Source organism: Nonomuraea sp. IBHARD001 (assembly GCF_056106265.1).
Genome location: NZ_JBWBBW010000002.1, coordinates 581376 through 603390, shown reverse-complemented (window position 1 = coordinate 603390; position 22015 = coordinate 581376). Strand labels below are relative to the sequence as shown.

Sequence of the window (22015 nt, the reverse complement as noted above, 5' to 3'; positions counted from 1 at the left end):
CGCTCGAACGATGGCTCAAAAATCCGCTTACCTCGCACGCCTCCCCGCGACCGTCCCGGGCACGCCCCTCGCCCCACCCCAAAGCCCACCTCACCACCCGAGCCTCAAGCTCACCTCACCCCTCAAATCCACCTCGCCACCAGCCCTCAGACTCACCTCACCCCGTCCCTCCAGCTCCCAAAGCCACGGGAGTACCCTGCGAGCATGATCAGAGACTCGTACCTCGCGGCGGCGGCGGTTGCGGTTGGGCTGCTTCGTGAGCCGGCCGTCGTCAGGCAGTGGGAGCAGCCCAGTGCGTTGGCCGACTACTCCGTGGGTGGACTCGCCGCGCATCTCGGCAATCAGGTGCTGCAGGCCAGGCTTCTCCTGAACGAGCCGACGGACTCCGAGCCGATCAGCCTGGTCGAGCACTACCTCCGGTCGGCATGGGTGAAGGCGGATGTCGACGACGAGCCGAACGTCAGAACGCGCAAGAACGGCGAGCAGGCGGCCCAGGACGGGCCCGAGGCCGTGGCGCGGCGAGCAGAGGAGGCGCTCGCCGATCTGCGGCAGGCGCTGGCCGAGGAGCCGAGCGACCGGGTGGTACGCCTGACGTGGACGCAATGGGCGCTGAAGCTCGACGACTTCCTCGTCACCCGGATGATGGAGATCGCCGTACACAACGACGACCTGGCGGTAAGCGTGGGAGTGCCGACGCCCAGCCTGCCGGATGACGTGAACACGCCGGTCATCGACCTGCTCTCGCGACTGGCCGTACACCGGCACGGCGTCCTCCCGGTCCTGCGTGCGCTCAGCCGTTCCGAAAGAACCGAGGGAACGATCAGCGCGCTCTGACCCAACGGCACCGCCACTCCCACCCGGGACACGTCCGGAACCGATCAGCGCACTCTGCCCAGCGACACATCCAACACACTCACCACACCCACACCCACACCCATCGCCCCCACCGCCCCCGAGCCGCACCCCCTCCCCCAAAACCGACAACCCCGTCAGCTCACCGCACCCGAACCCCGTTGCGGAACACCGCCACCGGTCGCAGCAACGCCGTGATGTCCCGCGTGGGATCACCCTCCACCGCGACCAGATCAGCGTCGTACCCAGGTGCGATGACGCCCTTACGTTCCCCCGCCCAGCACGCGTGCGCCGCCTCCGACGTGATCGCGCGCAACGTCTCCAGGGGGGTGAACCCGCCGGCCTCCACCATCATCTGCGCGCCGTACGGCAGCAGCCCGTGTGGTTTGGAGGGGTTGATCCCGGCGTCCGTGCCGATGACGACGCGGGTGCCGGCCTGGCGTTGGGCGCGGAGCAGGGCGGTCAGGGCGGGGCGGAGTTGGACGAATCTCGGCGGGAGTGGAGTGGGGCCCTGGACGACGCCGAGGGTGAGGGAGGCGAAGACGCCGCTCTCGGCCAGGCGGTGCAGCAGGGCGGGGTCGGCGGTTAGGCCGTCCTCGCTGAGGAATGTGCAGTGCTCGATGGTGTCGAACCCGGCCGTCAGCGCGTCGGCTATGCCGGTGGCGCAGTGGGCGTGCGCGGCGATGGGCAGACCGTGGGAGTGCGCCTCGTCGACGGCGGCGCGCAGGTGCGGCAGGCGGTACTGGCTGAGGTGCGAAAAGGTGCCGGGGGTCATCTCGCCGCCCGTCACCATCATCTTGATCACCTGGACGCCGTTGTCGGCGTGGCGGCGTACGACGTCGCGGATGGCCTTCTCGTCGTCGGCCTCGCCGCCGAGGAACCAGCAGTGGCCGCGTGTGGTGGTGATCGGCGGTCCGGCGGCCAGGATCTCCGGCCCTTCGTAGGGGCCGAGGCCGAGACGCGAGGCGAGGTAGTCGCGGTCGCCGAGGTCGCGGATCGTGGTGACGCCCGCGTCGAGGTGCTGCTTGGCGGCTTCGCGCATGCGGGCGACCAGGACGTCGTCCGGCACGCCGATCCGGGAGACGGGATCGTCGCCGGCGTCGAAGACGAGGTGGACGTGTGTGTCGATCAGGCCGGGCAGCAGCGTCACATCGCCCAGGTCGGTGATGTCGGGATCGTCGCCTGCCGAGATCGCGATGCGGGAGCCGTCGATGGGGACGAGATGCTCGTCGAGGAGGCGATAGCCGTCGAAGACCCGCTCAGCGCGTAGTGCGTGCATGGTTCCACTGTGCTCCTTCGCAGGTCACAACGCATGGGTATCCCCCTGCTCAACACAGCGCAGCTCAACGCCCGCGGATCTCACGCCTTGAGCCCGACCCCGCACAGGAAGTAGGAGTGCGCGCCCGGCGGCACCCTGGCCAGGCCCTTGTCGACGTCCGGTCGCCATTCGTGCAGGTCCACCAGACCGGGATCGACCAGCTCGAACCCCTCGAAGAACGGCCCGATCTCGTGCGACAACCGCGAGACGAACTGTGCGGACGCCCCTCGGTACACCCGTTCGACCCCGGGCGCGACCTCCGGCCTGGCATCGACGGCGACATGGGAGAGGGCGAGGTAGCTGCCCGAGGGGATCTCGGCGCGCACGGTGTCGATGATGCCTTTGGGGTCGGCCGTGTCGGGCACGAAGTGCATGATGGCCAGCAGCAGCACGGCGACGGGCTGGCGGAAGTCGAGGTGGTCGCGCACGCGGGGATCGGTCAGGATGTCCCGGGGCCGCCGCAGGTCGCCGTCGACGACGAGCACCTGCGGGCTGTCCTGCAGCAGCGCCCTGGCGTGCACGAGAACCTGGGGATCGTTGTCGACGTAGACGGTACGCGCGTCGGGCGCCACCTCGGCGGCCACCTGGTGCACGTTGCGCTGGGTGGGCAGCCCGGCCCCGATGTCGAGGAACTGCCTGATGCCCTGCTTGGCGAGGAAGCGCACGGCACGGCCGAGGAAGTCACGGTTCTCCCGTGCGCCGATCGGAATCTCGGGGACGAATCGCAGGATCTTCTCCGCTGCGGCCCTGTCAACAGGCAGGTTGTCTTTGCCGCCAAGAAAGTAGTCATACATCCGTGCGACATTTGGAATATTCGGGTTGAACCCGTCACCAACTTTGGTCACGTCCACTTTTCCTCCATCAGTCGAATACTGATATATCGAGAATTTGGGCCTAGAGCCAGTGATCTTGCCGATGTCATGATCTGTCGCATGGCCGAATCCGCTTCCCCGCACGAGCTCGGCGCCCCCACCAGGACTTCCCGCGTACTCGGGACACATCTCGCCGACGGCATCTCCAAGGGCAACATGTGGGCCCTGCTGGGCATGGCGACGGCGGCGACGGCGGTGATCTCGTTCCTGCCGTCCACCCAGCCGCACATCCTCACCACGATCCTCGGCGTACCGGAAAATGCCCAGGGCCGAGTCGTCGGCCTGCTCGGGTTCGCGGCCGAACTGGCGATGATCCTCAGCCTGGCCTGGTACGGCGCGCTCGCCGACCGCTTCGGCCGCAGGCCCGTCGTCGTCTTCGGACTGGTGTTGTGCGCGATCGGCATCGCCCTGTTCCCGTTCGCGGCCAGTACGGCGGTGCTCGTCGCACTCCGCGTGGTGTTCGGGCTCGGCGTGGCCGCGCTCAACGCCATGCTGTCCACGATCGCCATCGACTATGTGCGCAGCCGCTCGCGCGGCAAGTCCTACGGCCTGATCGGCGTGTTCGGCGGGCTCGGCGCCGTGATCGCGGTGCTGGTGATCGTACGGCTGCCCGGGACGTTCGAGGCCGCCGGGTTCGACGCGGTGTCGGCGACGCGGGTGGCCTTCCTGCTCATCGCCGCGGCGACCGTCCTGGTGGCCGGGCTGCTGTGGCTCTCGCTCTCGCCGGTCAGGGTGAGCACGAGCGGGCCGCGCACGCCGCTGCCCCGGCTGGTGCGCGAAGGGCTGGCACTGGCCCGCGACCCCGGTGTCGCCCTCTCCTACGCCGCCTCCTTCGTCGCACGGGCCGACCTGGCGGTGGTGGTCGGGTTCATGACGTTGTGGATCGTCGACTTCGCCACCGCCGAGCGCGGTATGTCCAGCGCCGAAGCCCTGGCCAGGGCGGGCGCGGTCGTGGGCATCTCGCAGACGGTCGCCCTGCTGTGCGCGCCGGTGTTCGGCTGGCTGGGCGACCGGATGCGCAGGGAGAACCTCGTCATCGTGGCGCAGCTCGTCGCCGCGCTGGCGTACCTGTCGACGCTGCTCGTGTCCGATCCGCTCGGCTCGGGGATGATGGTCGTCGCGGTGCTCATCGGCGTCGGCGAGATCGCCGGGATCACGACCGCGGGGCCGCTCCTGGCCCAGCAGGCGCCCGCCGAGTTCAGGGGTTCGGCGTTCGGGGTGCACACGCTGTTCGGCGCGGCGGGCATCATGATCGTCTCGGCGCTGGGCGGGGTGCTCTACGACGTATGGCGGCCCGCCGGTCCGTTCGTGGTGTCCGGTGTGTTCGGCCTGCTGGTGGTGGCCTTCGGCCTGGCCGTACGGCGGCGCGTGATCCCGAGCCCGGCAGCCGACCTCGACCGTGAGGCGACTCCGGCGGCCTGACGGTCGCAGGGATTTGTCCCCCTTGATGGCTAAGGTGCCGTGGGTGCATCCCCCGCGTACCGCGTTGTGGTGGTCGGCCGCCATGCTGGCGGCCGGACTGCCGCTCCTGAGCCATCTGAGCCACCTGAGCGACCTGGACTGCCTGCCCGGCACGGAGGCGACCGGCCACCTGGCCGTGACCGCCTTCGCCGAACTGATCAGATGGCCGGTCGCCGCGCTCGTCGTCATGACGGCCTGGCTGGCCGCTCTCCGGCCTACGGCCCGCGTGCACGTCGTGGGCGGCGGCATCGTCCTGCTGGCACTCGTGGCGTCGATCGGGCTGGACGGGCTCGGCACGCAAGCACAGATGTGGGACGACGTCCTTCTCATACTGGCCGCCCCGTGCCTGGTGATCGCGGCGGCGGCCGAGGGCTGGCTCGACGCCTGGGACCTGGCCAGGCTGCCCGCGCCGCCCCGGCCGCCCCTGACGCCGAAGCACAGGCGGGCGGCGCTCGCACTGGCGCTGGGCCTGCTCGTCCTGACCGCGGACGACACCATCAGGCCCGTCCCGCTGAGCGAACGGACTCCCGGCCTGGTCTACATCTACATCGAGGACGACAGCTCGTTCCTCGAAGGCGTCCTGCGCCTCCCGCGGCGGCAGGACTGCCTCTGGGCTACTTCTCCGTCGTCGTCCTGATCCAGTCCAGGTAGTCCCCGGCCCCGGCCGCGATCGGCACCGCGACGATCTCCGGCGTCTCGTAGGAGTGCGCCTCCCGCACGCTGCCCGCGACGTCGCCGAAGCGGTCGAGGGTGGTCTTGAGCAGCAGCAGCCACTCCTCGGAGGTGTGCATGCGCTCCTGCCACCAGTACGTGGACGTGATCGGTCCGAGGGTCTGCGCGCAGGCGGCGTGGCGCCTGCCGACCACCAGTTCCGCGATCGTCTGCGCCTCCTCCCTGCTGGCACAGGCGACCCTGATCTCCACGTAGTCCGTCACCGCGACTCCCTCACCTGTCCGGCGTCGACTTCGAGACGCCGGTTGACCTGCACCGCCTTGAGCATGCGCCGGTCGTGGGTGACCAGCAACAGCGTGCCCGGGTACTGGGCGAGCGCCGATTCGAGCTGCTCGATGGCGACCAGGTCGAGATGGTTGGTCGGCTCGTCGAGCACGAGCAGGTTGACCCCTCTGGCCTGCAGCAGCGCGAGCGCGGCCCGGGTGCGCTCGCCGGGCGAGAGCGTCGCGGCCGGACGCAGCACGTGCAGCGCCTTCAGCCCGAACTTGGCCAGCAGCGTGCGCACGTCGGCGGGAGCCAGCTCGGGCACCTCCCGCTCGAACGCCTCCAGCAGCGCCTCCTCGCCGAGGAACAGCCCGCGCGCCTGGTCCACCTCGCCGACCACGACGCCGGGCCCGAGCGAGGCATGCCCCTGCGCGAGTTCGGCGCGGCCGAGCAGGGCGGCCAGCAGTGTGGTCTTGCCCGAGCCGTTGGCCCCGGTGATCGCCACCCGCTCGGCCCAGCCGATCTGCAGGTCGACGGGCCCGAGTGTGAAGGAGCCCCGGCTGACGACGGCGCCGCGCAGGGTGGCCACGACCGCGCCCGCGCGGGGAGCCGCCGCGATCTCCATGCGCAGCTCCCACTCCTTGCGCGGCTCCTCGACGACATCGAGGCGCTCGATCATCTTCTCGGTCTGCCTGGCCTTGGCCGCCTGCTTCTCCGTCGTCTCGACCCGGGCGTTGCGCCCGATCTTGTCGTTGTCCGGCATCTTGCGTCTGGCGTTCTTGACGCCCTTCTCCATCCAGGCGCGCTGGGTACGGCCGCGCGCCTCCAGGGCGGCCTTGGTGTCGGCGTATTCCTCGTAGGCCTCGCGCGCATGCCTGCGGGCGACCTCGCGCTCCTCCAGGTAGGCCGCGTAGCCGCCGCCGTACACGCGTACCTGCTGCTGGGCCAGGTCGAGTTCGACGACTCTCGTGACGGTCCTGGCCAGGAACTCGCGGTCGTGGCTGACCAGCACGGTGGCCGCGCGCAGTCCCGTGACGAACTTCTCCAGCCGCTCCAGGCCGTCCAGGTCGAGGTCGTTGGTCGGCTCGTCGAGCAGGAAGACGTCGTAGCGGCTGAGCAGCAACGAGGCGAGCCCGGCCCTGGCGGCCTGACCGCCGGACAGCGACGTCATCAGCTGGTCGAGGTCGACGGTGAGCCCGAGTTCCGCCGTCACCTCGGCCGCGCGTTCGTCGAGGTCGGCCGCGCCGAGTGCCAGCCAGCGCTCCAGCGCCTCGCTGTACCTGTCGTCGGCGCCCGGCGTCGATTCGACGAGGTCCTGGGTGGCGGCGTCGAGTTCGGCCTGGGCGCCGCTCACGCCGGTGCGCCTGGCCAGGAACTGCCTGACGCTCTCGCCCTGACGCCGCTCCGGCTCCTGCGGCAGGTGCCCGACCAGGGCGGTGGGCGGTGTCAGCCTGATCTCGCCGTCCTCGGGCGTGTCGAGCCCGGCCAGCAGGCGCAGCAACGTCGATTTGCCCGCCCCGTTGGCCCCCACCAGCCCCACCACGTCGCCGGGCGGCACCACCACGTCGAGCCCGGAGAACAGGACCCGCTCACCATGTCCGGCCGCGAGTCCCTTCGCGACGATCGTTGCTCCCATGTGTCCTCATGCTGTCACAGCCCGGGAACACGACCGCCCCGCCATACCCCTGGAAGGTACGGCGGGGCGGTGGCGTGCGGTCAGTGGCAGCCGCCGCCACCGCAGCACGACCCTCCGGCCTGGGCCAGCTCGACCACGGGCGCACTGCGTCCGGCCAGCTCATAGCCCGCCTCGGTCACGGCGGCGTCGATCGCGGCGTCGTCGAGCACGTCGGCGCTGGTCACGGTGACGGCCTTGGCGGCCAGGTCGACCTGCACGCCGCTCACACCCGGCACCTTGCCGACCTCGGCGCTCACGGAGCTCACGCAGTGGCCACAGGTCATGCCCTCGACCTGGTACGTGGTGACGGTCATCGCACACTCCTCACTCATCGACGCGATATGCGGCCACTATATACCCCCCAGGGGTAAAGTCACGCTCTCGTGCGCAGCGTCACACCCACCGCGAGTCCGCCGAGCAGCACCGCGCCACCCAGCAGGATGCCCGCCTCGGTCCACTGGAAGCGCCAGAACCGCTCAGGTCCGTGGAAGGAGACGACCTGCGCGTACCCCTTGCCCACCACGCACTTCTCATAGGCCTCGTGGGCCAGCGCACTGCGCTCGGCGCCCTCGGTCGGGCACAACGCCGCAGGCGGCTCGGCCACCTGCTCGCCCGACGGGGTCAGCCAGGCCCTGCCGACAAGCCTGACATCGCCGGTGAGAACGTCGGTGACATCGGCGGCGACCAGCCTGGTCGGCTCGGCGTAGTGGTCGCTGAGGTTGAGCAGGGCCATCATCGCCACCGTGACACCGGCGAGCACCAGTGCCATCGCAGGCAGCACCCGGCGCAGCAGCGCACCCGACGCCGCGCCCAGCATGAACGCGAACAACCACCAGGCGGCGGGCGCGACGCCGAGCATGTTGAACGTGCCCGGATTGCCGAAGACGTCACTGCGGAACACCTGCCGCCACCAGCCCACCATGCCGGACAGCGCGAGACCCAGCAGCACGACGAGGACACCGAGCAGCACCAGCTTGACGGTGATCCACCGCAGTCGCGACACGCCCTGGGTCCAGACCAGCCGATGCGTGCCGCGTTCGTGCTCCCTGCCGAGCAGCGGCGCACCCCAGAACGCCCCGATCAGCGCGGGCGCGACGAGCGGCATCCAGCCGAACACCGAGTAGACCAGCCCGTAGCGCGACGCGAGCGCACCGGGGTCGCCCACGTGCCCGGCCGCCTCCAGACGCGAGAGGAGCAGTGCGACGCCGAGCACGAACAGCAGACCGCAGGTCACCACGATCTGCCCTCGGTGCTGGCGCAGCGTCAGCCAGATCACGAGACCCTCACCGGAGCGGGTAGCGCGGCGCTGCCGGGGCTGCGCAGATAGGCCATCACCAGATCGTCGAGCGTGACGGGACGCACCACCCAGCGGGGGTCGGCCACCGGCCGCGACGTGCGTACCAGCAGGGTGGCCTGGCCGCCCGACACGGTCGAGGCCACGGCCGGCACCCCTTCGGCCAGTTCGACCGGGCCCGTCAGCGAGCGGTGCCCGGCCAGCAGGTCCTCGATGTCGCCCGTCACCTGGACACGGCCCTCGTTGAGCACGACCAGCCAGTCGCAGGTCTCGACGAGGTCGGAGACGACGTGCGAGGAGAGCACGACCGTCATCTCCTGCTCGGCGACCGCGACCATGAGCATGCGCATGATGTCGTGCCTGGCCAGCGGGTCGAGGCTGGCCAGAGGTTCGTCCAGGACGAGCACGTCCGGCCGCCTGCCGAGAGCGAGGCTCAGCGCCACCTGGGCCCGCTGCCCGCCCGACAGCCTGCCCACCCGGTCGCCGAGCGGGATACGCAGCCGGGCGAGCCTGTCCTCGGCCGCGCGCCGGTCCCAGCGGGTGTTGAGCCGCTCGGCCATGGTCAGCGTCTCGGCGACCGTCAGCCCGTCGTAGAGCGGCCGGTCCTGCGCCATGAACGCCACCTCGCCCGCGACGCGCACCTGCCCACGGTCGGGGCGCATCAGTCCGGCCACGACGTGCAGCAGCGTCGACTTGCCCGCGCCGTTGGGCCCGACCAGCGCCACCACCCTGCCCTGCGGCAACGACATCGAGCAGTCCTTGAGCACCCACCTGCCCCGGTGGCGCACGCCGACCCCCGAGAGCTCCAGCGCGCCGCTCATGCGCTCCTCCTCGCGGCTCCGGCGAGCACGGCGGCGAACAGCGCCGCCATGTCCTCCTGGTCGAGCCCCGCCTCCAGGCACTCGCGCACCCAGTCGTCGAGCACGGCCCGCAGCCTGGCCTGGTCGGCGGGGGCCGAGCCGCCCACCGTCCGCCGTACGAACGTGCCCATGCCCGGCCTGCCCGAGACCAGCCCCTCGCGCTCCAGTTCGCGGTAGGCCTTCAGCACCGTGTTGGGATTGATGGCCAGCAGGTCGACCACCTCCTTGGCGGTGGGCAGCTTGTCGCCCGGCTTGAGCAGGCCGAGCCGCATGGCCTGTCTGACCTGGTGGGCGAGCTGCAGATAGGTCGCGACCCCGGACCCCCTGTCGAGCTGAAAGACGATCACCAAAAACACCCTTTCACTAATCAATTAGTGAAAGGGTGGTGCCAGACGCCTCCCCTGTCAACCGCCGGGCACGAGCGCCCCCGCCAGCTCGGCGACCGAGCGCCTGAGCCGTTCGACGCCGCCGTCGGCGAGCACGTGCCGTACCAGCTCCCCGTCGAACGAGCCGAGCAGCGTGTGCGCGACGAACGCGGCGTCGAGGCCGGGCCTGGCCTCGGAGACCAGGAGGCGCACATGGTCGTGCCAGCGCCGATAGGTGGGATCGGCGTACTTGTCCTCGGCGCAGGCCCGCTCGTGCGCGGCGAACAGCGCCAGGTTGCGTTCGGCCAGCAGGGCGAGCTCGTCGAGGAAGGCGAGCAGTCGCACGGCGGCCGGAGCGCCGGGCCCGAGCGGCGGCGGCCCCGACACGATGGCCTCGGCCAGCAGCGAGGCCCGCTCGGCGAGCAGCTCCTGGAACAGGCCGGTCCTGCTGCCGAAACGCCGGAACAGCGTGCCCTTGCCCACCCCCGCGGCGGCGGCCACCCGGTCGAGCGAGACGTGCTCGGCGGCATGCTCGGCGAGCAGTTCTTCGGTGGCACGCAGGATCGCGCCCCTGTTGCGAACCGCGTCGGCACGCATGGCCCCTCCTTGTTCCCCGTCTTGCAAGCGGACCGTCGGTCCGCATAACATCCGGACTGTCAGTCCTCTTCCCGGGAGTATGCCATGCAGGCCCTCGTCGCCGACTCAGGATCCGTCCTGCTCCGAGAGACCCCCGACCCCGTGCCCACCTCCTCACAGGCCCTCGTCCGGGTACGGCATGCCGCCGCCGGGTTCGGGGAGTTGCGTCATCTGGGGCAGTTCCCGCCGGGCTCCGTGCCCGGCTACGACGCGGCCGGTGTCGTCGTGCGCGAGGCGGCCGACGGTTCGGGGCCGCCGCAGGGCACGAGGGTGGTGGCGTTCGGGCCCGGCGCCTGGGCCGAGCTCGCCGCCTTCGACACCGGCGCCATCGCCGTCGTGCCTGACGCGGCCGGTCTGGCCGAGGCGGCGGCGCTCCCGCTGTCCGGTCTGACGGCCCTGCGCACACTGCGGGCCGTCGGCGACGTGCTCGGCCGCAGGGTCCTCGTCACGGGCGCCTCCGGCGGGGTCGGCAGGCTGGCCGTGCAACTGGCCAGGAGGGCGGGCGCGCATGTCGTCGCCTCGACCGGCTCGGCGGCCAACGCCGAGGCCCTGACCGCGCTCGGAGCCGCCGAGGTGGTCATCGGCCTGGACGGCGTCGAGCCGGTGGACGCCGTGCTGGAGACCGTCGGCGGGCCGTACCTCGTCACGGCGTGGGGCCTGCTCGCGCCCAGGGGCGTGCTGCAGAGCATCGGCTGGGCGTCGGGCGAGCCCGCCGTGTTCCCGCCCGACTCGACGTTCGCGCCCGGCGCTGCCCGCTCGCTGCACTCCTTCGGCGACGCCTCGGCGCCCGCCGCCGACCTGGCCTACCTGGTCGCTCTGCTGGCCGACGGCGAGATCTCGGCGGAGATCGGCTGGCGCGGGTCGTGGGAGCGCGTCGGGGAGGCGGCCGACGCGCTGTTCGCCCGGCAGGTGCCCGGGAAGATCGTGCTAGACGTCGGGTAGCCGCCGCACCCGCTCGTGGCCCGGGTCGTAGGGCGCGGCCTTGGAGATCGCAGCCGGTGTCCAGACGCCGTTGACCCCCACCTCGACGCCGTCCACGACACCCGGCGGCAGATAGGCGTAGGCGATCGAGGCGTCGACCCGGTGCCCGTACCCGCCGCTCGTCACCCGCCCGGCGGGCGCCCCCGCCACGCGTACGGGCTCACCGCCCAGGCACACCTGCAGCGGATCGGCCACGATCAGGCAGCGCAACTCCCGCTCCGGAACCGCCATCGTCCGCCTGACCTCCGCCCGTACGGCGAAGCCGAGCCCCGCGGCCAGAGGAGTCGTCTCGGGTGTGATGTCGGAGCCCCAGGCCCGGTAGCCCTTCTCCAGGCGCATGGACTCGATCGCCCGATACCCGCCGGGCCGCAGGCCGTGCCGCCTGCCCGCGTCGGTGAGCGCGTCCCAGAGGGTGAGGCCGTACTCGGCCGGGCAGTACAGCTCCCAGCCGAACTCCCCCACATACGTGACCCGCTGCGCCAGCACCGGCACGTGCCCCACACCGATCGCCCTGGCCTGGAGGAAGCCGAAGCCGAGATCGTCGTCGGACAGCTCGCCCAGCACCGCGAGCGCCCGTGGACCCCACAGGCAGTAGCAGGCGTGCGCCGAGGTCACGTCCACGGCCGTGACGCCGCCCCGGCGCAGCAGCGCGAGGTCGTGCTCGCCGAACGCGGTGCCGGTGACCAGGCGGAAGCTGTCCTCGCCCAGCCTGGTGACGGTGACGTCGGCCTCGATGCCGCCCTTGTGGTTGAGCAACTGCGTGTAGACGACCGAGCCGACCGGCCGATCGAGGTCCGCGCCCGCCAGCCGCTGCAGCGCCTCCAGCCCACTCACGTCGATCTTGGCGAACGAGGACTGGTCGAACAGGCCTACGGCGTCCCTGGTGGCCAGGCACTCGGCGCGTACGGCGGGCGACCAGACGCGACCGGCCCAGCCGTGCGGCCGGGGCGAGGAGTCGTCACGCCCTTGGCCCGAGTCGTACCAGTTGACGCGCTCCCATCCGGCCTTCTCGCCGAACGACGCCGCCAGCTCGGCATGCCGCGGCCAGGCCGGGGAACGGCGCAGCGGCCTGGCCGCCTCGCGCTCCTCGCCGGGGTAGACGATGTCGTAGTACTTGGAGTAGGAGTCGAGCGCCTTGGCCCTGGCCCAGCGTGCCGATCGGGCGTGCGCGCCGAAACGGCGGACGTCCATGCCGAACATGTCGTACTCGGGGACGCCGTCGACGATCCACTCGGCCATCACCTTGCCGACCCCGCCCGCCGCCGCCAGGCCGTGCACACAGAAGCCGGCCGCGACCCAGAAGCCGCGCACGGCCGTCTCGCCCAGCAGGAACTCGCCGTCGGGCGTGAACGCCTCGGGCCCGTGCACGATCTTGGCGACGGCGTCGTCGCCGAACGTCGCGGGCGTCCTCGCCGCCAGTGCGGGCAGCCGGTGCCTGGCCGCGCGCCACGACTCCTGGAAGCGCGCGTGGTCGGGGGCGAACAGCGTGCGCGGTTCGGCGAGCGGTTCGGCGACCGGCCAGATCTCCGGCGTCCTGATGTACCCGCCGACCAGGATGGCCTCGCCCTCCTCGCGGAAGTACACGATGTTGTCGGGGTCGCGCACGGTCGGCGTGGTGGCGGGCACGCCGAAGGGCTCGCTCACGACGTACTGGTGCTTGATCGGCACGATCGGCACGTCGACCCCGGCCATGGCGGCGATCCGGCCCGCCGCCGCGCCCGCCGCGTCGACCACGGTGCTCGCGGCTATGGTGCGCTCGCCGCCCTCGTCGGCGACCCGCACGCCGGTGACGACGCCGTCCTTCGTCAGCACGCCGATCACCCGCGTGCCCGTCACGATCCGCACGCCGAGCCCTTCGGCGGCGGTGGCGAGCGCCCTGGTCAGCAGGGCGGGGTCGAGCCAGCCGTCGCCGGGCAGCCACAGCGAGGCCAGGACGTCGGCGTCCTCGATCATCGGCATCAGCTCACGGGTGCTCGCCCGGCTCAGCAGCGACATGTCCAGGCCGTAGGTCTCGGCCGCGCCCGCCTGGCGCACGAGCTCCTCGACGCGTTCGGGCGTGGTGGCCAGGCGCAGGCCGCCGACGCCTCGCCAGCCGGGGTCGAGCCCGGTCCGCGCGCCGAGTTCGGCGTACAGGCCGGCCGAGTACATGATCATTCTGGTCTGGGTCACAGTCGAGCGCAGTTGCCCGACGAAACCGGCCGAGTGCCAGGTCGTGCCCTCCGTGAGCCCGTGCCGCTCGACGAGCAGGACGTCCGACCAGCCCAGGCGGGCCAGATGGTAGGCGATGCTGCAGCCCGCCACCCCGCCGCCGATCACGATCGCTTGTGCTGAGTCCACGATGTAACACCTTGCTCGATGGCCGCGAATGGTCTAAACCTAGGCCAAAGGAGTACCGCATGCCAGATGCCCTCGAAGCAGTTGCGCGCTGGGCCGGGCGACCGGTCAGCCAGGTGCCCGTCAAGGGCGGCCTCAGCCACCATGTCTCGCGCGTCGAAACCGGCGACGGGCAGCGCTTCCTGCTGCGGGTGCTGGATCCGGCGGTGGCGCGTGCCGGGCTCGGCATCCCGATCGAGCAGGAGATCGCCAACACCGTGCACGCGGCCACGACCGGGGTCGGCCCCAGGGTGCTGCACCGGCCCGGCGCCGACGCGCTGCTGCTGGAGTGGCTCGACGGCGAGACGCTGAGCGCGGGCCGTACCGGCGCGCACATCGGCGCCATCGCCAGGGCGTGCGGGCGGCTGCACGCCGGGCCGCGCTTCGTCAACGACTTCTCCGTCTTCCGCAAGCTGGAGCAGTTGCGCGCGCTCTGCCGCGAGCACGACCTGGCCGTGCCCTCCGGCTACGACGACGTGCTGCCGCTGGCCGCCGCCATCGAGCGGGCCCTGCCGCCCGCGCCCACCGTGCCCTGCCACAACGACCTGCTCGCCGAGAACTTCATCCTCGCGGGCGAGCGCGTCCGCATCGTCGACTACCAGCTGTCGGGCAACAACGACCCGGCCTTCGAGCTGGGCGACATCGCCGCCGAGTCCGACTTCGACCCCGACCAGACCGCGGCGCTGACCAGGGCCTACTACGGCGACGAGGAGCATCTCGCCCGCGTCAGGCTCTTCCTCGTCATGTCCAACATCACCTGGACGCTCTGGTTCTCCGTCCACCACGGCCTCATGGCCAGGCACGCCGACTTCGACTACGCGGCCGAGGCGGCCGACAAGTTCCGCAAGGCCGTACGCGACCTCGACGACCCCGGATTCGGCCGCCTCATCGATGACGTCCGGGACCGCCCTCCATGGATCCCGGATCCCCCCAGGTAACACGCACGACGAGGAGAACCTCATGACCGTCGACGAGGATTCCAGACGACTCGCAGAACTCGGCTACAAGCAAGAGCTGTCGAGAACCTGGAGCGGTTTCTCCAACTTCGCCATCTCCTTCTCCATCATCTCGATCCTGGCCGGTTGCTTCACCACCTTCGGCCAGGCCTGGAACAACGGCGGTCCCATCGCGATCTCGTGGGGCTGGCCGATCATCTCGATCTTCATTCTGATCATCGGTTTCTGCATGTCGGAGCTGGTGTCGGCCTATCCGACAGCGGGTGGCATCTATTGGTGGGCCGCCAAGATGGGCAAGCCGATCCACGGCTGGTTCACCGGCTGGTTCAACCTCATCGGGCTGATCGCGGTCACCGCGTCGGTCGACTACGGCTGTGCCACCTTCGTCAACATCACACTCGACCGGTTCTTCGGCCTGACCTACACCCTTGAGACGACGTTCGTGCTGTTCGCCATCATTCTGGTGCTGCACGCACTGATCAACATCTTCAGCCACAGCCTGATCTCGCTGCTGCAGAACGTCTCGGTCTACTGGCACGTCTTCGGCGCGGTCGTGGTGGTCGCGATCCTGGCCTTCGGGCCCGACAGCCACCAGTCGTTCTCGTTCGTGTTCACCGAGACGATCAACAACTCGGGTTTCTCCGACGCCTCCTACTGGTTCTACATCCTGCCGCTCGGCTTCCTGCTCACCCAGTACACGATCACCGGGTTCGACGCCTGCGCGCACGTGTCCGAGGAGACGCAGGGCGCCTCGACGAGCGCGGCGCGCGGCCTGTGGCAGTCGATCTTCTACTCGGCGATCGGCGGCTGGATCCTGCTGCTGTCGTTCCTGTTCGCCGCCACGAACGTCGACGAGATCAACAAGCAGTTCGGCTTCGTCGGCGCGATCTTCGACACCGCGGTGCCCGGCAATCTGGCCAACGCCATCTTCGCCATCTCGGCCATCGGCCAGTTCTTCTGCGGGATGAGCTGTGTCACCTCGATGTCGCGGATGACCTACGCCTTCTCGCGTGACGGCGCGGTGCCCGGCTGGCGGCTGTGGTCCAAGGTCGACCGGAACCGCACGCCGGTCAACGCGATCATCTTCGGTTGCGCGCTCGCCCTGCTGCTCACCCTGCCCGCCCTCTACAAGGCGCCGACCGGCACGCCGCTGGCCTTCTACGCGGTCGTCTCGGTCGCGGTCATCGGGCTCTACATCGCCTTCGCCATCCCGATCTGGCTACGGCTGCGCATGGGCGACCGCTTCGTGCCCGGGCCGTGGACGCTCGGGCGCAAGTACAAGGTGCTGGGCTGGATCGCCATCATCGAGATCGCCGTGGTCTCGGTGTACTTCATCATGCCGCTGGCTCCCGCGGCCGTGCCGTTCAGCTCGGAGTTCGAGTGGACGGCCGTCAACTACGCGCCGCTCGTCGTGGGTCTGATGATCCTCGGCGTGGCGTTGTGGTGGGCGCTGTCGGCCCGCAAGTGGTTCACCGGCCCGCGCAGGACCGTCGACGAGTAATCCCCCGCCCACCAGGTACGGCGAGCACCCGGCTCGCCGTGCCTCAGCGGGCCTCGAAGGCGGCGGCGACGGCCTCGCGCACTTCGGGCATCGCGGCCCGGCCGAGCTCCCTGGCCAGCGAGGTCATGTCGACGTCCGGCATGCCGCAGGCGACGGCCCAGTGCCACGGCTCCAGGTCGCCGTCGACATTGAGCGCGAACCCGTGGCTGGTCACGCTCCTGCTCTGCCGCATGCCGATCGAGGTGATCTTGCGTTGGGTGGCCACGGTCCAGACGCCGGTCAGCAGTTCCGACCCCGGCGGGGTGTCGCGCCGCTCGCTCGGCAGGCCCAGTGCGCCGAGCGCCTCGACCAGGCGCGACTCCACCTCCCTGACATAGTCGACGATGCCCTCGTCCTCGCCGAGCTTGACGACGAGATAGCCGACGAGCTGGCCGGGGCCATGGTAGGTGAGCTGGCCGCCCCGGCCGGTCTCGATCACCGGCACGCCCCTGGCCGGGTCGGGCAGGTGGCCCATCGGCGTGCGCCGCCCGATCGTGTAGACCGAGGGATGGCTCAGCAGCCACAGCGTGTCCGGCCGTTCGTCTCGCTGCCGCTCTCCCACCAGGGCGGTCATGCGCTCCATCGCCTTGTCGTAGTCGACGAGTTCGTCCTGGAGCAGGGAGAGCGGGCGTGACCTCATATGTTCAGGTTAGTGGTCGTAGCCCGGCGCCTTCGGCATCAGGATCCACAGCACGACGTAGAGGACCCACATCGGACCGGGGAAGAGCGACAGGATGAACCACGCGATCCGCACCAGCGTGGGCGGCAGGCCGAGCTTGTCGGCGATCCCGCCACAGACGCCGGCCAGGATCTTGTGCTCTCGTGAGCGGTGCATCGCTTCCTCCGTGTGATCGCTACTCACCCAGAAGAACGCCCAGGACCTGCGCCGACGTTCCGCTCAGCGGCCCTGAGAAAACCCTGACAGGGTCAGCCACTCCGCGGCGGCGGCCAGATGCTCGCTGGTCAGGCCGCGCTTCGGCTCGATGTTGACGAGCAGGAACTCCCCGACCCCCTGATGCGCCCTGAGGTACTCCTCGTCGGCCAGCCACGTGTGATCGTCGAACCAGACGAAAGGTCTGCCCGCCACAAAATCCGCTACGTACGGCGTCTTGAACATTTCCCCCATCTCACTCGGACGCGGCGGCCCCATAGTGATCACCGGAAGTTCGGGCAGGCCGATTCGCGGAGCGATCCAATCGTTGGCGCTGTGCTCCCATGTTGTTGCCCAGACCAGCTCTGACCTGGTCCGCAAGGCGAGTTCCAGCAGCCGCGCACCGTGACGTGGGTTGAGGTGCACGGTATAGGTCTGGTCCTTGAGCGAGCATTCATAGCGCCGAAAGTCGGGGGTCGGACGGCCGAACGGGTTGAGAACACCGTCGACATCGACCAGTAAAAGGGGGCGCCCGATCATGGCGGGCATCGTCCCGCGTCTGACACGCCGTGTCCAGACTGGTGAATCAGCGTTTATCAGATTACCTTCCTCTCAAATACGAGTCGGGGGAAATACAACGTTCCTGGAGGCCCTGCATGCGCCTGAACCACCGACGACGCATGGTTCAAGCATTGGCGGTTACCACCGCCCTGGCACTGCCGCTCGCGTTCACCGCTCCGGCGAACGCCAGCCCCATCTCCGAGATCGCGGCCGGACTGCTCATGAAGGCGGTCAAGCCCGAGAACGTCACCAAGCACCTCAAGAAGTTCCAGCAGCTCGCCGATGCCAATGGAGGCACTCGGCACGCCGGTTCGCCAGGTTACGACGCCTCCGCCGCCTATGTGTCGGACAAGCTGCGCAACGCGGGCTACCGGGTGCGGACGACGGACGTCGAGTTCCCGCTGGCGTGGGAGGAGACGGCTCCGCCCGTGTTCGAGCGGGTCAGCCCCTCGCCCAAGACCTACAGCGTGCCGGGCGACTTCGTCACCGTCGCCTCGTCGGGCAGCGGTGACGTGACCGCGCCGATCACGGTCGTCGGTCCCGTCGTGCTGCCGCCGACCCCGACGCCCAGCTCGGCCGCGGGCTGCGCGCCCGCCGACTTCGCCGGATTCCCGGCGGGCAACATCGCGCTGATCCAGCGTGGCACGTGCCCGTTCGTCCAGAAGGCGAACAACGCCAAGGCCGCGGGCGCGAAGGGCGTGATCTTCTTCAACGAGGGTCAGCCCGGCCGTACCGACCCGTTCGTCTTCGACATCGGCGAGTGGCGTCTCGGCTTCCCGGTCTTCTTCGCGAGCTTCGCGGTGGGCAACGAGCTGGCGGCCACCGCCGGCACGACCGTCCACATCAAGGCCACGACCAAGACCACGGTCGGCCGTACGAAGAACGTCATCGCCGACAGCCTGTTCGGCAACCCGAACGAGGTCGTCATGATCGGCGCCCACCTCGACAGCGTCGAGGTCGGCCCCGGTATCAACGACAACGGCTCCGGCTCGGCCGCCATCCTGGAGACCGCGCTGCAGGCCAAGCTGGTCCCGACCAAGCAGCGCCTCCGCTTCGCCTTCTGGGGCGCCGAGGAGCTCGGCCTGCTCGGCTCCAACCAGTACGTCGAGGGTCTGTCCCAGGCCGAGCGTGACAAGATCAGGCTCTACCTGAACTTCGACATGGTCGCCTCGCCGAACTTCGGCAACTTCCTCTACGACGGCGACAACTCCGACAACGTCGGCTCGCCCGCCGGTCCCGCGGGCTCGGCCGGCATCGAGAAGACGCTGGAGAGGTTCTACAACCGCGAGAAGATCAAGTACCAGGGCACCGACTTCGACGGCCGCTCCGACTACGGCGCCTTCATCGGCGTCGGCATCCCGGCCGGTGGCATCTTCACCGGCGCCGAGGGCATCAAGACCCCGGCGCAGGCCGCGCTCTTCGGAGGCACCGCGGGCGTCGCGTTCGACCCTTGCTACCACCAGGCCTGCGACAACCTGTCCAACATCAGCCAGAAGGCGCTCGACTTCAACTCCGACGCCATCGCCTACGCCACCGCCACCTACGCCTACGACCTGACCGGCATCCCGGACCGCAACGCGGCCGCCGCGGCCAGGTCCCTCTCGGCTCCCACGGCCGCCCCCGTCCACGAGGGCGCGCCCAGCTGAACCCCGGCACGGCTCCCGTCCCCCCGGGCGGGAGCCGCGCTCCTCGCATTTCCGCACCTTGCCCAAAAGGAGCACCCCCTCCCATGCGCAAGCTCCGTGCCCTGCTGACAGCCGCCGTCCTCGCCCTTCCGCTGGCCCTCGTCCCCGCCGCCACCCCCGTCGCCGCCCTCGCCCTGCCTGTCGCCGCCCCCGCCGCGCGGGCCCTCGTGCCGCCGCCCAACCTCTCTCTGGCCAACGTCAAGAGCCATCTGGCCCAGCTGCAGAGCATCGCGACCGCCAACAGCGGCAACCGCGCGCACGGCCGCCCCGGCTATCTCGCCTCGGTGAACTTCGTGAAGAGCCTGCTGGACTCGGCCGGTTTCACCACGGTCGTCCAGAACTTCACCTACAACGGCGCCACCGGCTACAACCTGATCGCCGACTGGCCGGGCGGTGACCCCAACGACATCCTCATGGTCGGCTCGCACCTGGACAGCGTCGCCGCGGGGCCCGGCATCAACGACAACGGCTCGGGCAGCGCCGCGATCCTGGAGACCGCGCTGCAGGTGTCGCGCAGCGCGCTCGCCCCCACCAAACACCTGCGTTTCGCCTGGTGGGGCGCCGAGGAGCTCGGTCTGCGCGGCTCGCAGTACTACGTCACCAACCTGCCCGCCGCCGAGCGGGCCAAGGTCAAGGGCTATCTGAACTTCGACATGGTCGGCTCGCCGAACCCCGGCTACTTCGTCTACGACGGCGACAACTCCGACGGCGTCGGCTCGGGTCCCGGCCCGGCGGGCTCGGCGCAGATCGAGCAGACGCTGATCGCCTACTTCACCTCGATCGGCGTGCAGACCAGGGGCACCGACTTCGACGGCCGCTCCGACTACGGCCCGTTCATCTCGGTCGGCATCCCGGCGGGCGGCACGTTCACCGGCGCCGAAGGCATCAAGTCCAGCGCCCAGGCCACCTTGTGGGGAGGTACGGCAGGCCAGGCGTTCGACGTCTGCTACCACCGCGCCTGCGACACCACCGCCAACATCAACGACACGGCGCTCGACCGCAACGCCGACGCCATCGCCTATGCCGTCTGGACGATCGCGGCGGCGAGCCCGCCCGTCGTCGTGTGGAGCGACGACTTCGAGAGCGCCAAGGGCTGGACGGTCAACCCGAACTCCACCGACACCGCCACGGTCGGCGTCTGGGAGCGCGGCGACCCGGCGGCCACGACATCGAGCGGCGCCAAGCAGCTCGGCACCACGGTCAGCGGTGTCAACGACCTGGTGACAGGCAGGCTGGCCGGATCGGCTGCGGGCGACTACGACGTCGACGGCGGCGTCACCACGATCCAGTCGCCGCCGATCACGATCCCGGCCGCGGGGCCGACCCCGCACGCGCTGAGCTTCTCCTGGTACCTCGCGCACGGCTCCAACTCCTCCTCGGCCGACTATCTGCGGGTCAAGGTGGTGGGCGGCTCGACGACCCAGGTCTTCCAGCAGCTCGGCGCGGCCGCCAACCGCAACGGCGCCTGGGCGCACGCCACCGTGAACATCTCGTCGTACTCGGGGCAGACCGTTCGCATCCTGATCGAGACCGCCGACGCCTCGACCGCCTCGCTGCTGGAGGCCGGCATCGACGACATCAAGATCATTCAGCAGTGACCTGCGGACGCCGGGCGCGTGCCTCGACGAGGGCGCCCGGCGTCGCCTCATCGCACGGACCGCACCTCCGGGTGCCACCCTGCGAACGCGCCCGGCCTGTGCTTGAGCGTCCGGTCGAAGAACGCGCCGACATGGGCCCGCTGGGCGGCCAGGCTGCCCGCCGGGTCGACCGAGCCGATCAGCGCGGCCCTGCGTCCGGGCGCCACCTCCAGGCGCTCGTCGAGCACCGGCAGGAAGGCCTGGACGTCGGTGTAGCTGTAGTGCATGCCCTTCGGCATCGACAGGTCGCGCTTCCAACCGGTCGAGTTGTCCCAGAATGCCCCCCAGGACGGCGAGGTGCGGTGTGTGCGCTCGACGCCGTCCCGTGTGCTGCCCGGCGACCCCATCAGCAGGAAGGGCCGTCTGAGCCCCTCCTGGGCGGCACGTACGGGCCGCAGCCCGTCGACGTCGTAGGCCAGCCAGCCGTCCAGGCCCGCCCCGGCGTCCACCCGGTCGTCGACCGCCATCACCTCGGCGGCCGTGTCGCCGCCGAACGAGTGCCCGAACATGCCCACCCTGCCGAGGTCCATGGCCCGGCTCAGACCCTTCAGCGTGGCCAGGCGGTCCAGGACGAGCCCGATGTCGGCCCTTCGCCTGTCCATCTCCTCCTCCAGCCCGCCCTCGCGCGGCCTGCCGAGCTCCAGCCTGCCGCCGGGGAACTCCACCACGGGCGCCTCCCCCGTGTGGTCCACCGTGACGACCACGTACCCCCTGCTGGCCAGCTCCTCCACCAGCGTGGTCCCCAGGACGCGCAGCGAACGTGAGCCCGGCGAGTAGAGCACGACCGGCCAGCGGCCCTTGGGCACTGCGTCCTGCCTGGCGTGCGTGGTGACGGCGGCCCAGTCGACCTGCCCCTGCGCCAGCCCGAGCGCCCCGGCCCCGGTGTCGAAGTAGGCGGCGGCCTTCGGTCGCATGTACGGCGCCGCGGGCAGCGACCTGTCGGCATACGCCGGGTACCACACGCTGATCATCAGCTCCCGGCCCGTGGCCTCGTCGGTCAGGTGCACCTCACGGGTGCCGATCGCATGCCCGCCGGTGGGCGCGGGCAGCTCGAAGGAGACCTTGCCTCCGGCGGGCTCGGCATGGGCGGGCAGCGCCGCCGCACAGGCGAAGGCGGCGGCGGCCAGCAAGGCGGTCATCGT

Annotated in this window: 22 protein-coding genes; 8 read left to right on the top strand and 14 right to left on the bottom strand. The window is 70.4% G+C overall.

What is annotated here, in order from left to right:
* The first annotated feature begins 204 nt into the window (after window positions 1-204).
* On the top strand, window positions 205-834 hold the full coding sequence (locus ACTWNK_RS05010; RefSeq protein ID WP_474302328.1) for a maleylpyruvate isomerase N-terminal domain-containing protein: 630 nt from the start codon (window positions 205-207) through the stop codon (window positions 832-834).
* A 160-nt stretch (window positions 835-994) separates the two neighbouring features.
* Here the strand turns inward: ACTWNK_RS05010 and ACTWNK_RS05005 are convergent, their stop codons facing one another.
* Both ACTWNK_RS05005 and ACTWNK_RS05000 read right to left on the bottom strand, forming a co-directional pair.
* Complete coding sequence (locus tag ACTWNK_RS05005; RefSeq protein WP_474302327.1) at window positions 995-2131, bottom strand: amidohydrolase family protein; 1137 nt, start codon at window positions 2129-2131, stop codon at window positions 995-997.
* An 80-nt stretch (window positions 2132-2211) separates the two neighbouring features.
* A complete protein-coding gene (locus tag ACTWNK_RS05000; RefSeq protein WP_474302326.1) occupies window positions 2212-3015 on the bottom strand; it encodes an SAM-dependent methyltransferase in 804 nt (267 codons plus the stop codon).
* An 87-nt stretch (window positions 3016-3102) separates the two neighbouring features.
* Here ACTWNK_RS05000 and ACTWNK_RS04995 point away from each other — a divergent pair, with 87 nt between their 5' ends.
* Window positions 3103-4464: an MFS transporter gene (locus ACTWNK_RS04995; protein ID WP_474302325.1), complete on the top strand. Its 1362-nt coding sequence runs from the start codon at window positions 3103-3105 to the stop codon at window positions 4462-4464.
* A 43-nt stretch (window positions 4465-4507) separates the two neighbouring features.
* Window positions 4508-5140, top strand: a complete 633-nt coding sequence (locus ACTWNK_RS04990) for a hypothetical protein (protein ID WP_474302324.1) — start codon at window positions 4508-4510, stop codon at window positions 5138-5140.
* Here the strand turns inward: ACTWNK_RS04990 and cutA are convergent.
* From cutA to ACTWNK_RS04955, 7 genes are all read right to left on the bottom strand, one after another.
* Window positions 5118-5438 carry a divalent-cation tolerance protein CutA gene (cutA, locus tag ACTWNK_RS04985; protein WP_474302323.1) on the bottom strand — a complete coding sequence of 107 codons (321 nt, stop codon included), beginning with the start codon at window positions 5436-5438 and terminating at the stop codon, window positions 5118-5120. The genes ACTWNK_RS04990 and cutA overlap by 23 nt on opposite strands.
* A complete protein-coding gene (locus ACTWNK_RS04980) occupies window positions 5435-7075 on the bottom strand; it encodes an ABC-F family ATP-binding cassette domain-containing protein (RefSeq protein ID WP_474302322.1) in 1641 nt (546 codons plus the stop codon). Before ACTWNK_RS04980 ends, cutA begins: the two co-directional genes overlap by 4 nt.
* An 80-nt stretch (window positions 7076-7155) precedes the next feature.
* Entirely contained in the window at window positions 7156-7428 is a 273-nt protein-coding gene (locus ACTWNK_RS04975) for a heavy-metal-associated domain-containing protein (RefSeq protein WP_474302321.1), read from the bottom strand.
* A 59-nt stretch (window positions 7429-7487) separates the two neighbouring features.
* Window positions 7488-8390, bottom strand: a complete 903-nt coding sequence (locus ACTWNK_RS04970) for a hypothetical protein (protein WP_474302320.1) — start codon at window positions 8388-8390, stop codon at window positions 7488-7490.
* Window positions 8387-9229: an ABC transporter ATP-binding protein gene (locus tag ACTWNK_RS04965; protein WP_474302319.1), complete on the bottom strand. Its 843-nt coding sequence runs from the start codon at window positions 9227-9229 to the stop codon at window positions 8387-8389. Before ACTWNK_RS04965 ends, ACTWNK_RS04970 begins: the two co-directional genes overlap by 4 nt.
* The gene (locus tag ACTWNK_RS04960) at window positions 9226-9615 is read right to left on the bottom strand and encodes a GntR family transcriptional regulator (protein WP_474302318.1); all 390 of its coding nucleotides are present in this window, start codon (window positions 9613-9615) and stop codon (window positions 9226-9228) included. Before ACTWNK_RS04960 ends, ACTWNK_RS04965 begins: the two co-directional genes overlap by 4 nt.
* Before the next feature lie 57 nt (window positions 9616-9672).
* Window positions 9673-10230 (bottom strand): TetR/AcrR family transcriptional regulator, encoded by a 558-nt coding sequence (locus ACTWNK_RS04955; RefSeq protein WP_474302317.1) that lies wholly within the window; start codon window positions 10228-10230, stop codon window positions 9673-9675.
* Between the two features lie 84 nt (window positions 10231-10314).
* Between ACTWNK_RS04955 and ACTWNK_RS04950 the strand changes: the two genes are divergently transcribed.
* Entirely contained in the window at window positions 10315-11211 is an 897-nt protein-coding gene (locus ACTWNK_RS04950; protein ID WP_474302316.1) for a zinc-binding dehydrogenase, read from the top strand.
* Here the strand turns inward: ACTWNK_RS04950 and ACTWNK_RS04945 are convergent.
* On the bottom strand, window positions 11197-13587 hold the full coding sequence (locus ACTWNK_RS04945) for a GcvT family protein (protein WP_474302315.1): 2391 nt from the start codon (window positions 13585-13587) through the stop codon (window positions 11197-11199). The two genes, ACTWNK_RS04950 and ACTWNK_RS04945, sit on opposite strands and share 15 nt — an antisense overlap.
* Before the next feature lie 59 nt (window positions 13588-13646).
* Here ACTWNK_RS04945 and ACTWNK_RS04940 point away from each other — a divergent pair, with 59 nt between their 5' ends.
* On the top strand, window positions 13647-14561 hold the full coding sequence (locus ACTWNK_RS04940; RefSeq protein WP_474302314.1) for a choline/ethanolamine kinase family protein: 915 nt from the start codon (window positions 13647-13649) through the stop codon (window positions 14559-14561).
* A 22-nt stretch (window positions 14562-14583) separates the two neighbouring features.
* Window positions 14584-16080: an amino acid permease gene (locus ACTWNK_RS04935; protein WP_474302313.1), complete on the top strand. Its 1497-nt coding sequence runs from the start codon at window positions 14584-14586 to the stop codon at window positions 16078-16080.
* Window positions 16081-16123: 43 nt separating this feature from the next.
* Here ACTWNK_RS04935 and lipB read toward each other — a convergent pair whose 3' ends face one another.
* From lipB to ACTWNK_RS04920, 3 genes are all read right to left on the bottom strand, one after another.
* Window positions 16124-16759 carry a lipoyl(octanoyl) transferase LipB gene (lipB, locus tag ACTWNK_RS04930; protein WP_474302312.1) on the bottom strand — a complete coding sequence of 212 codons (636 nt, stop codon included), beginning with the start codon at window positions 16757-16759 and terminating at the stop codon, window positions 16124-16126.
* A gap of 9 nt (window positions 16760-16768) precedes the next feature.
* Window positions 16769-16954: a PspC domain-containing protein gene (locus tag ACTWNK_RS04925; protein WP_474302311.1), complete on the bottom strand. Its 186-nt coding sequence runs from the start codon at window positions 16952-16954 to the stop codon at window positions 16769-16771.
* A 63-nt stretch (window positions 16955-17017) separates the two neighbouring features.
* Window positions 17018-17530, bottom strand: a complete 513-nt coding sequence (locus ACTWNK_RS04920; protein WP_474302310.1) for an HAD domain-containing protein — start codon at window positions 17528-17530, stop codon at window positions 17018-17020.
* 152 nt (window positions 17531-17682) lie between these two features.
* Here ACTWNK_RS04920 and ACTWNK_RS04915 point away from each other — a divergent pair, with 152 nt between their 5' ends.
* Window positions 17683-19197 carry a M28 family metallopeptidase gene (locus tag ACTWNK_RS04915; protein WP_474302309.1) on the top strand — a complete coding sequence of 505 codons (1515 nt, stop codon included), beginning with the start codon at window positions 17683-17685 and terminating at the stop codon, window positions 19195-19197.
* 83 nt (window positions 19198-19280) lie between these two features.
* Window positions 19281-20834, top strand: coding sequence for a M28 family peptidase (locus ACTWNK_RS04910; protein WP_474302308.1), 1554 nt, complete (start codon window positions 19281-19283; stop codon window positions 20832-20834).
* Between the two features lie 47 nt (window positions 20835-20881).
* Here the strand turns inward: ACTWNK_RS04910 and ACTWNK_RS04905 are convergent, their stop codons facing one another.
* On the bottom strand, window positions 20882-22012 hold the full coding sequence (locus tag ACTWNK_RS04905) for an alpha/beta hydrolase family protein (RefSeq protein WP_474302307.1): 1131 nt from the start codon (window positions 22010-22012) through the stop codon (window positions 20882-20884).
* Window positions 22013-22015: the final 3 nt, after the last annotated feature.

What these genes read in the sequence shown, in the direction of transcription:
- ACTWNK_RS05010 (WP_474302328.1), top strand. Translation starts at nt 205, where the DNA reads ATGATCAGAGACTCGTACCTCGCGGCGGCGGCGGTTGCGGTTGGGCTG.
- ACTWNK_RS05005 (WP_474302327.1), bottom strand. Translation starts at nt 2,131, where the DNA reads ATGCACGCACTACGCGCTGAGCGGGTCTTCGACGGCTATCGCCTCCTC.
- ACTWNK_RS04995 (WP_474302325.1), top strand. Translation starts at nt 3,103, where the DNA reads ATGGCCGAATCCGCTTCCCCGCACGAGCTCGGCGCCCCCACCAGGACT.
- ACTWNK_RS04980 (WP_474302322.1), bottom strand. Translation starts at nt 7,075, where the DNA reads ATGGGAGCAACGATCGTCGCGAAGGGACTCGCGGCCGGACATGGTGAG.
- ACTWNK_RS04975 (WP_474302321.1), bottom strand. Translation starts at nt 7,428, where the DNA reads ATGACCGTCACCACGTACCAGGTCGAGGGCATGACCTGTGGCCACTGC.
- ACTWNK_RS04965 (WP_474302319.1), bottom strand. Translation starts at nt 9,229, where the DNA reads ATGAGCGGCGCGCTGGAGCTCTCGGGGGTCGGCGTGCGCCACCGGGGC.
- ACTWNK_RS04955 (WP_474302317.1), bottom strand. Translation starts at nt 10,230, where the DNA reads ATGCGTGCCGACGCGGTTCGCAACAGGGGCGCGATCCTGCGTGCCACC.
- ACTWNK_RS04950 (WP_474302316.1), top strand. Translation starts at nt 10,315, where the DNA reads ATGCAGGCCCTCGTCGCCGACTCAGGATCCGTCCTGCTCCGAGAGACC.
- ACTWNK_RS04940 (WP_474302314.1), top strand. Translation starts at nt 13,647, where the DNA reads ATGCCAGATGCCCTCGAAGCAGTTGCGCGCTGGGCCGGGCGACCGGTC.
- ACTWNK_RS04935 (WP_474302313.1), top strand. Translation starts at nt 14,584, where the DNA reads ATGACCGTCGACGAGGATTCCAGACGACTCGCAGAACTCGGCTACAAG.
- lipB (WP_474302312.1), bottom strand. Translation starts at nt 16,759, where the DNA reads ATGAGGTCACGCCCGCTCTCCCTGCTCCAGGACGAACTCGTCGACTAC.
- ACTWNK_RS04925 (WP_474302311.1), bottom strand. Translation starts at nt 16,954, where the DNA reads ATGCACCGCTCACGAGAGCACAAGATCCTGGCCGGCGTCTGTGGCGGG.
- ACTWNK_RS04920 (WP_474302310.1), bottom strand. Translation starts at nt 17,530, where the DNA reads ATGATCGGGCGCCCCCTTTTACTGGTCGATGTCGACGGTGTTCTCAAC.
- ACTWNK_RS04910 (WP_474302308.1), top strand. Translation starts at nt 19,281, where the DNA reads ATGCGCAAGCTCCGTGCCCTGCTGACAGCCGCCGTCCTCGCCCTTCCG.
- ACTWNK_RS04905 (WP_474302307.1), bottom strand. Translation starts at nt 22,012, where the DNA reads ATGACCGCCTTGCTGGCCGCCGCCGCCTTCGCCTGTGCGGCGGCGCTG.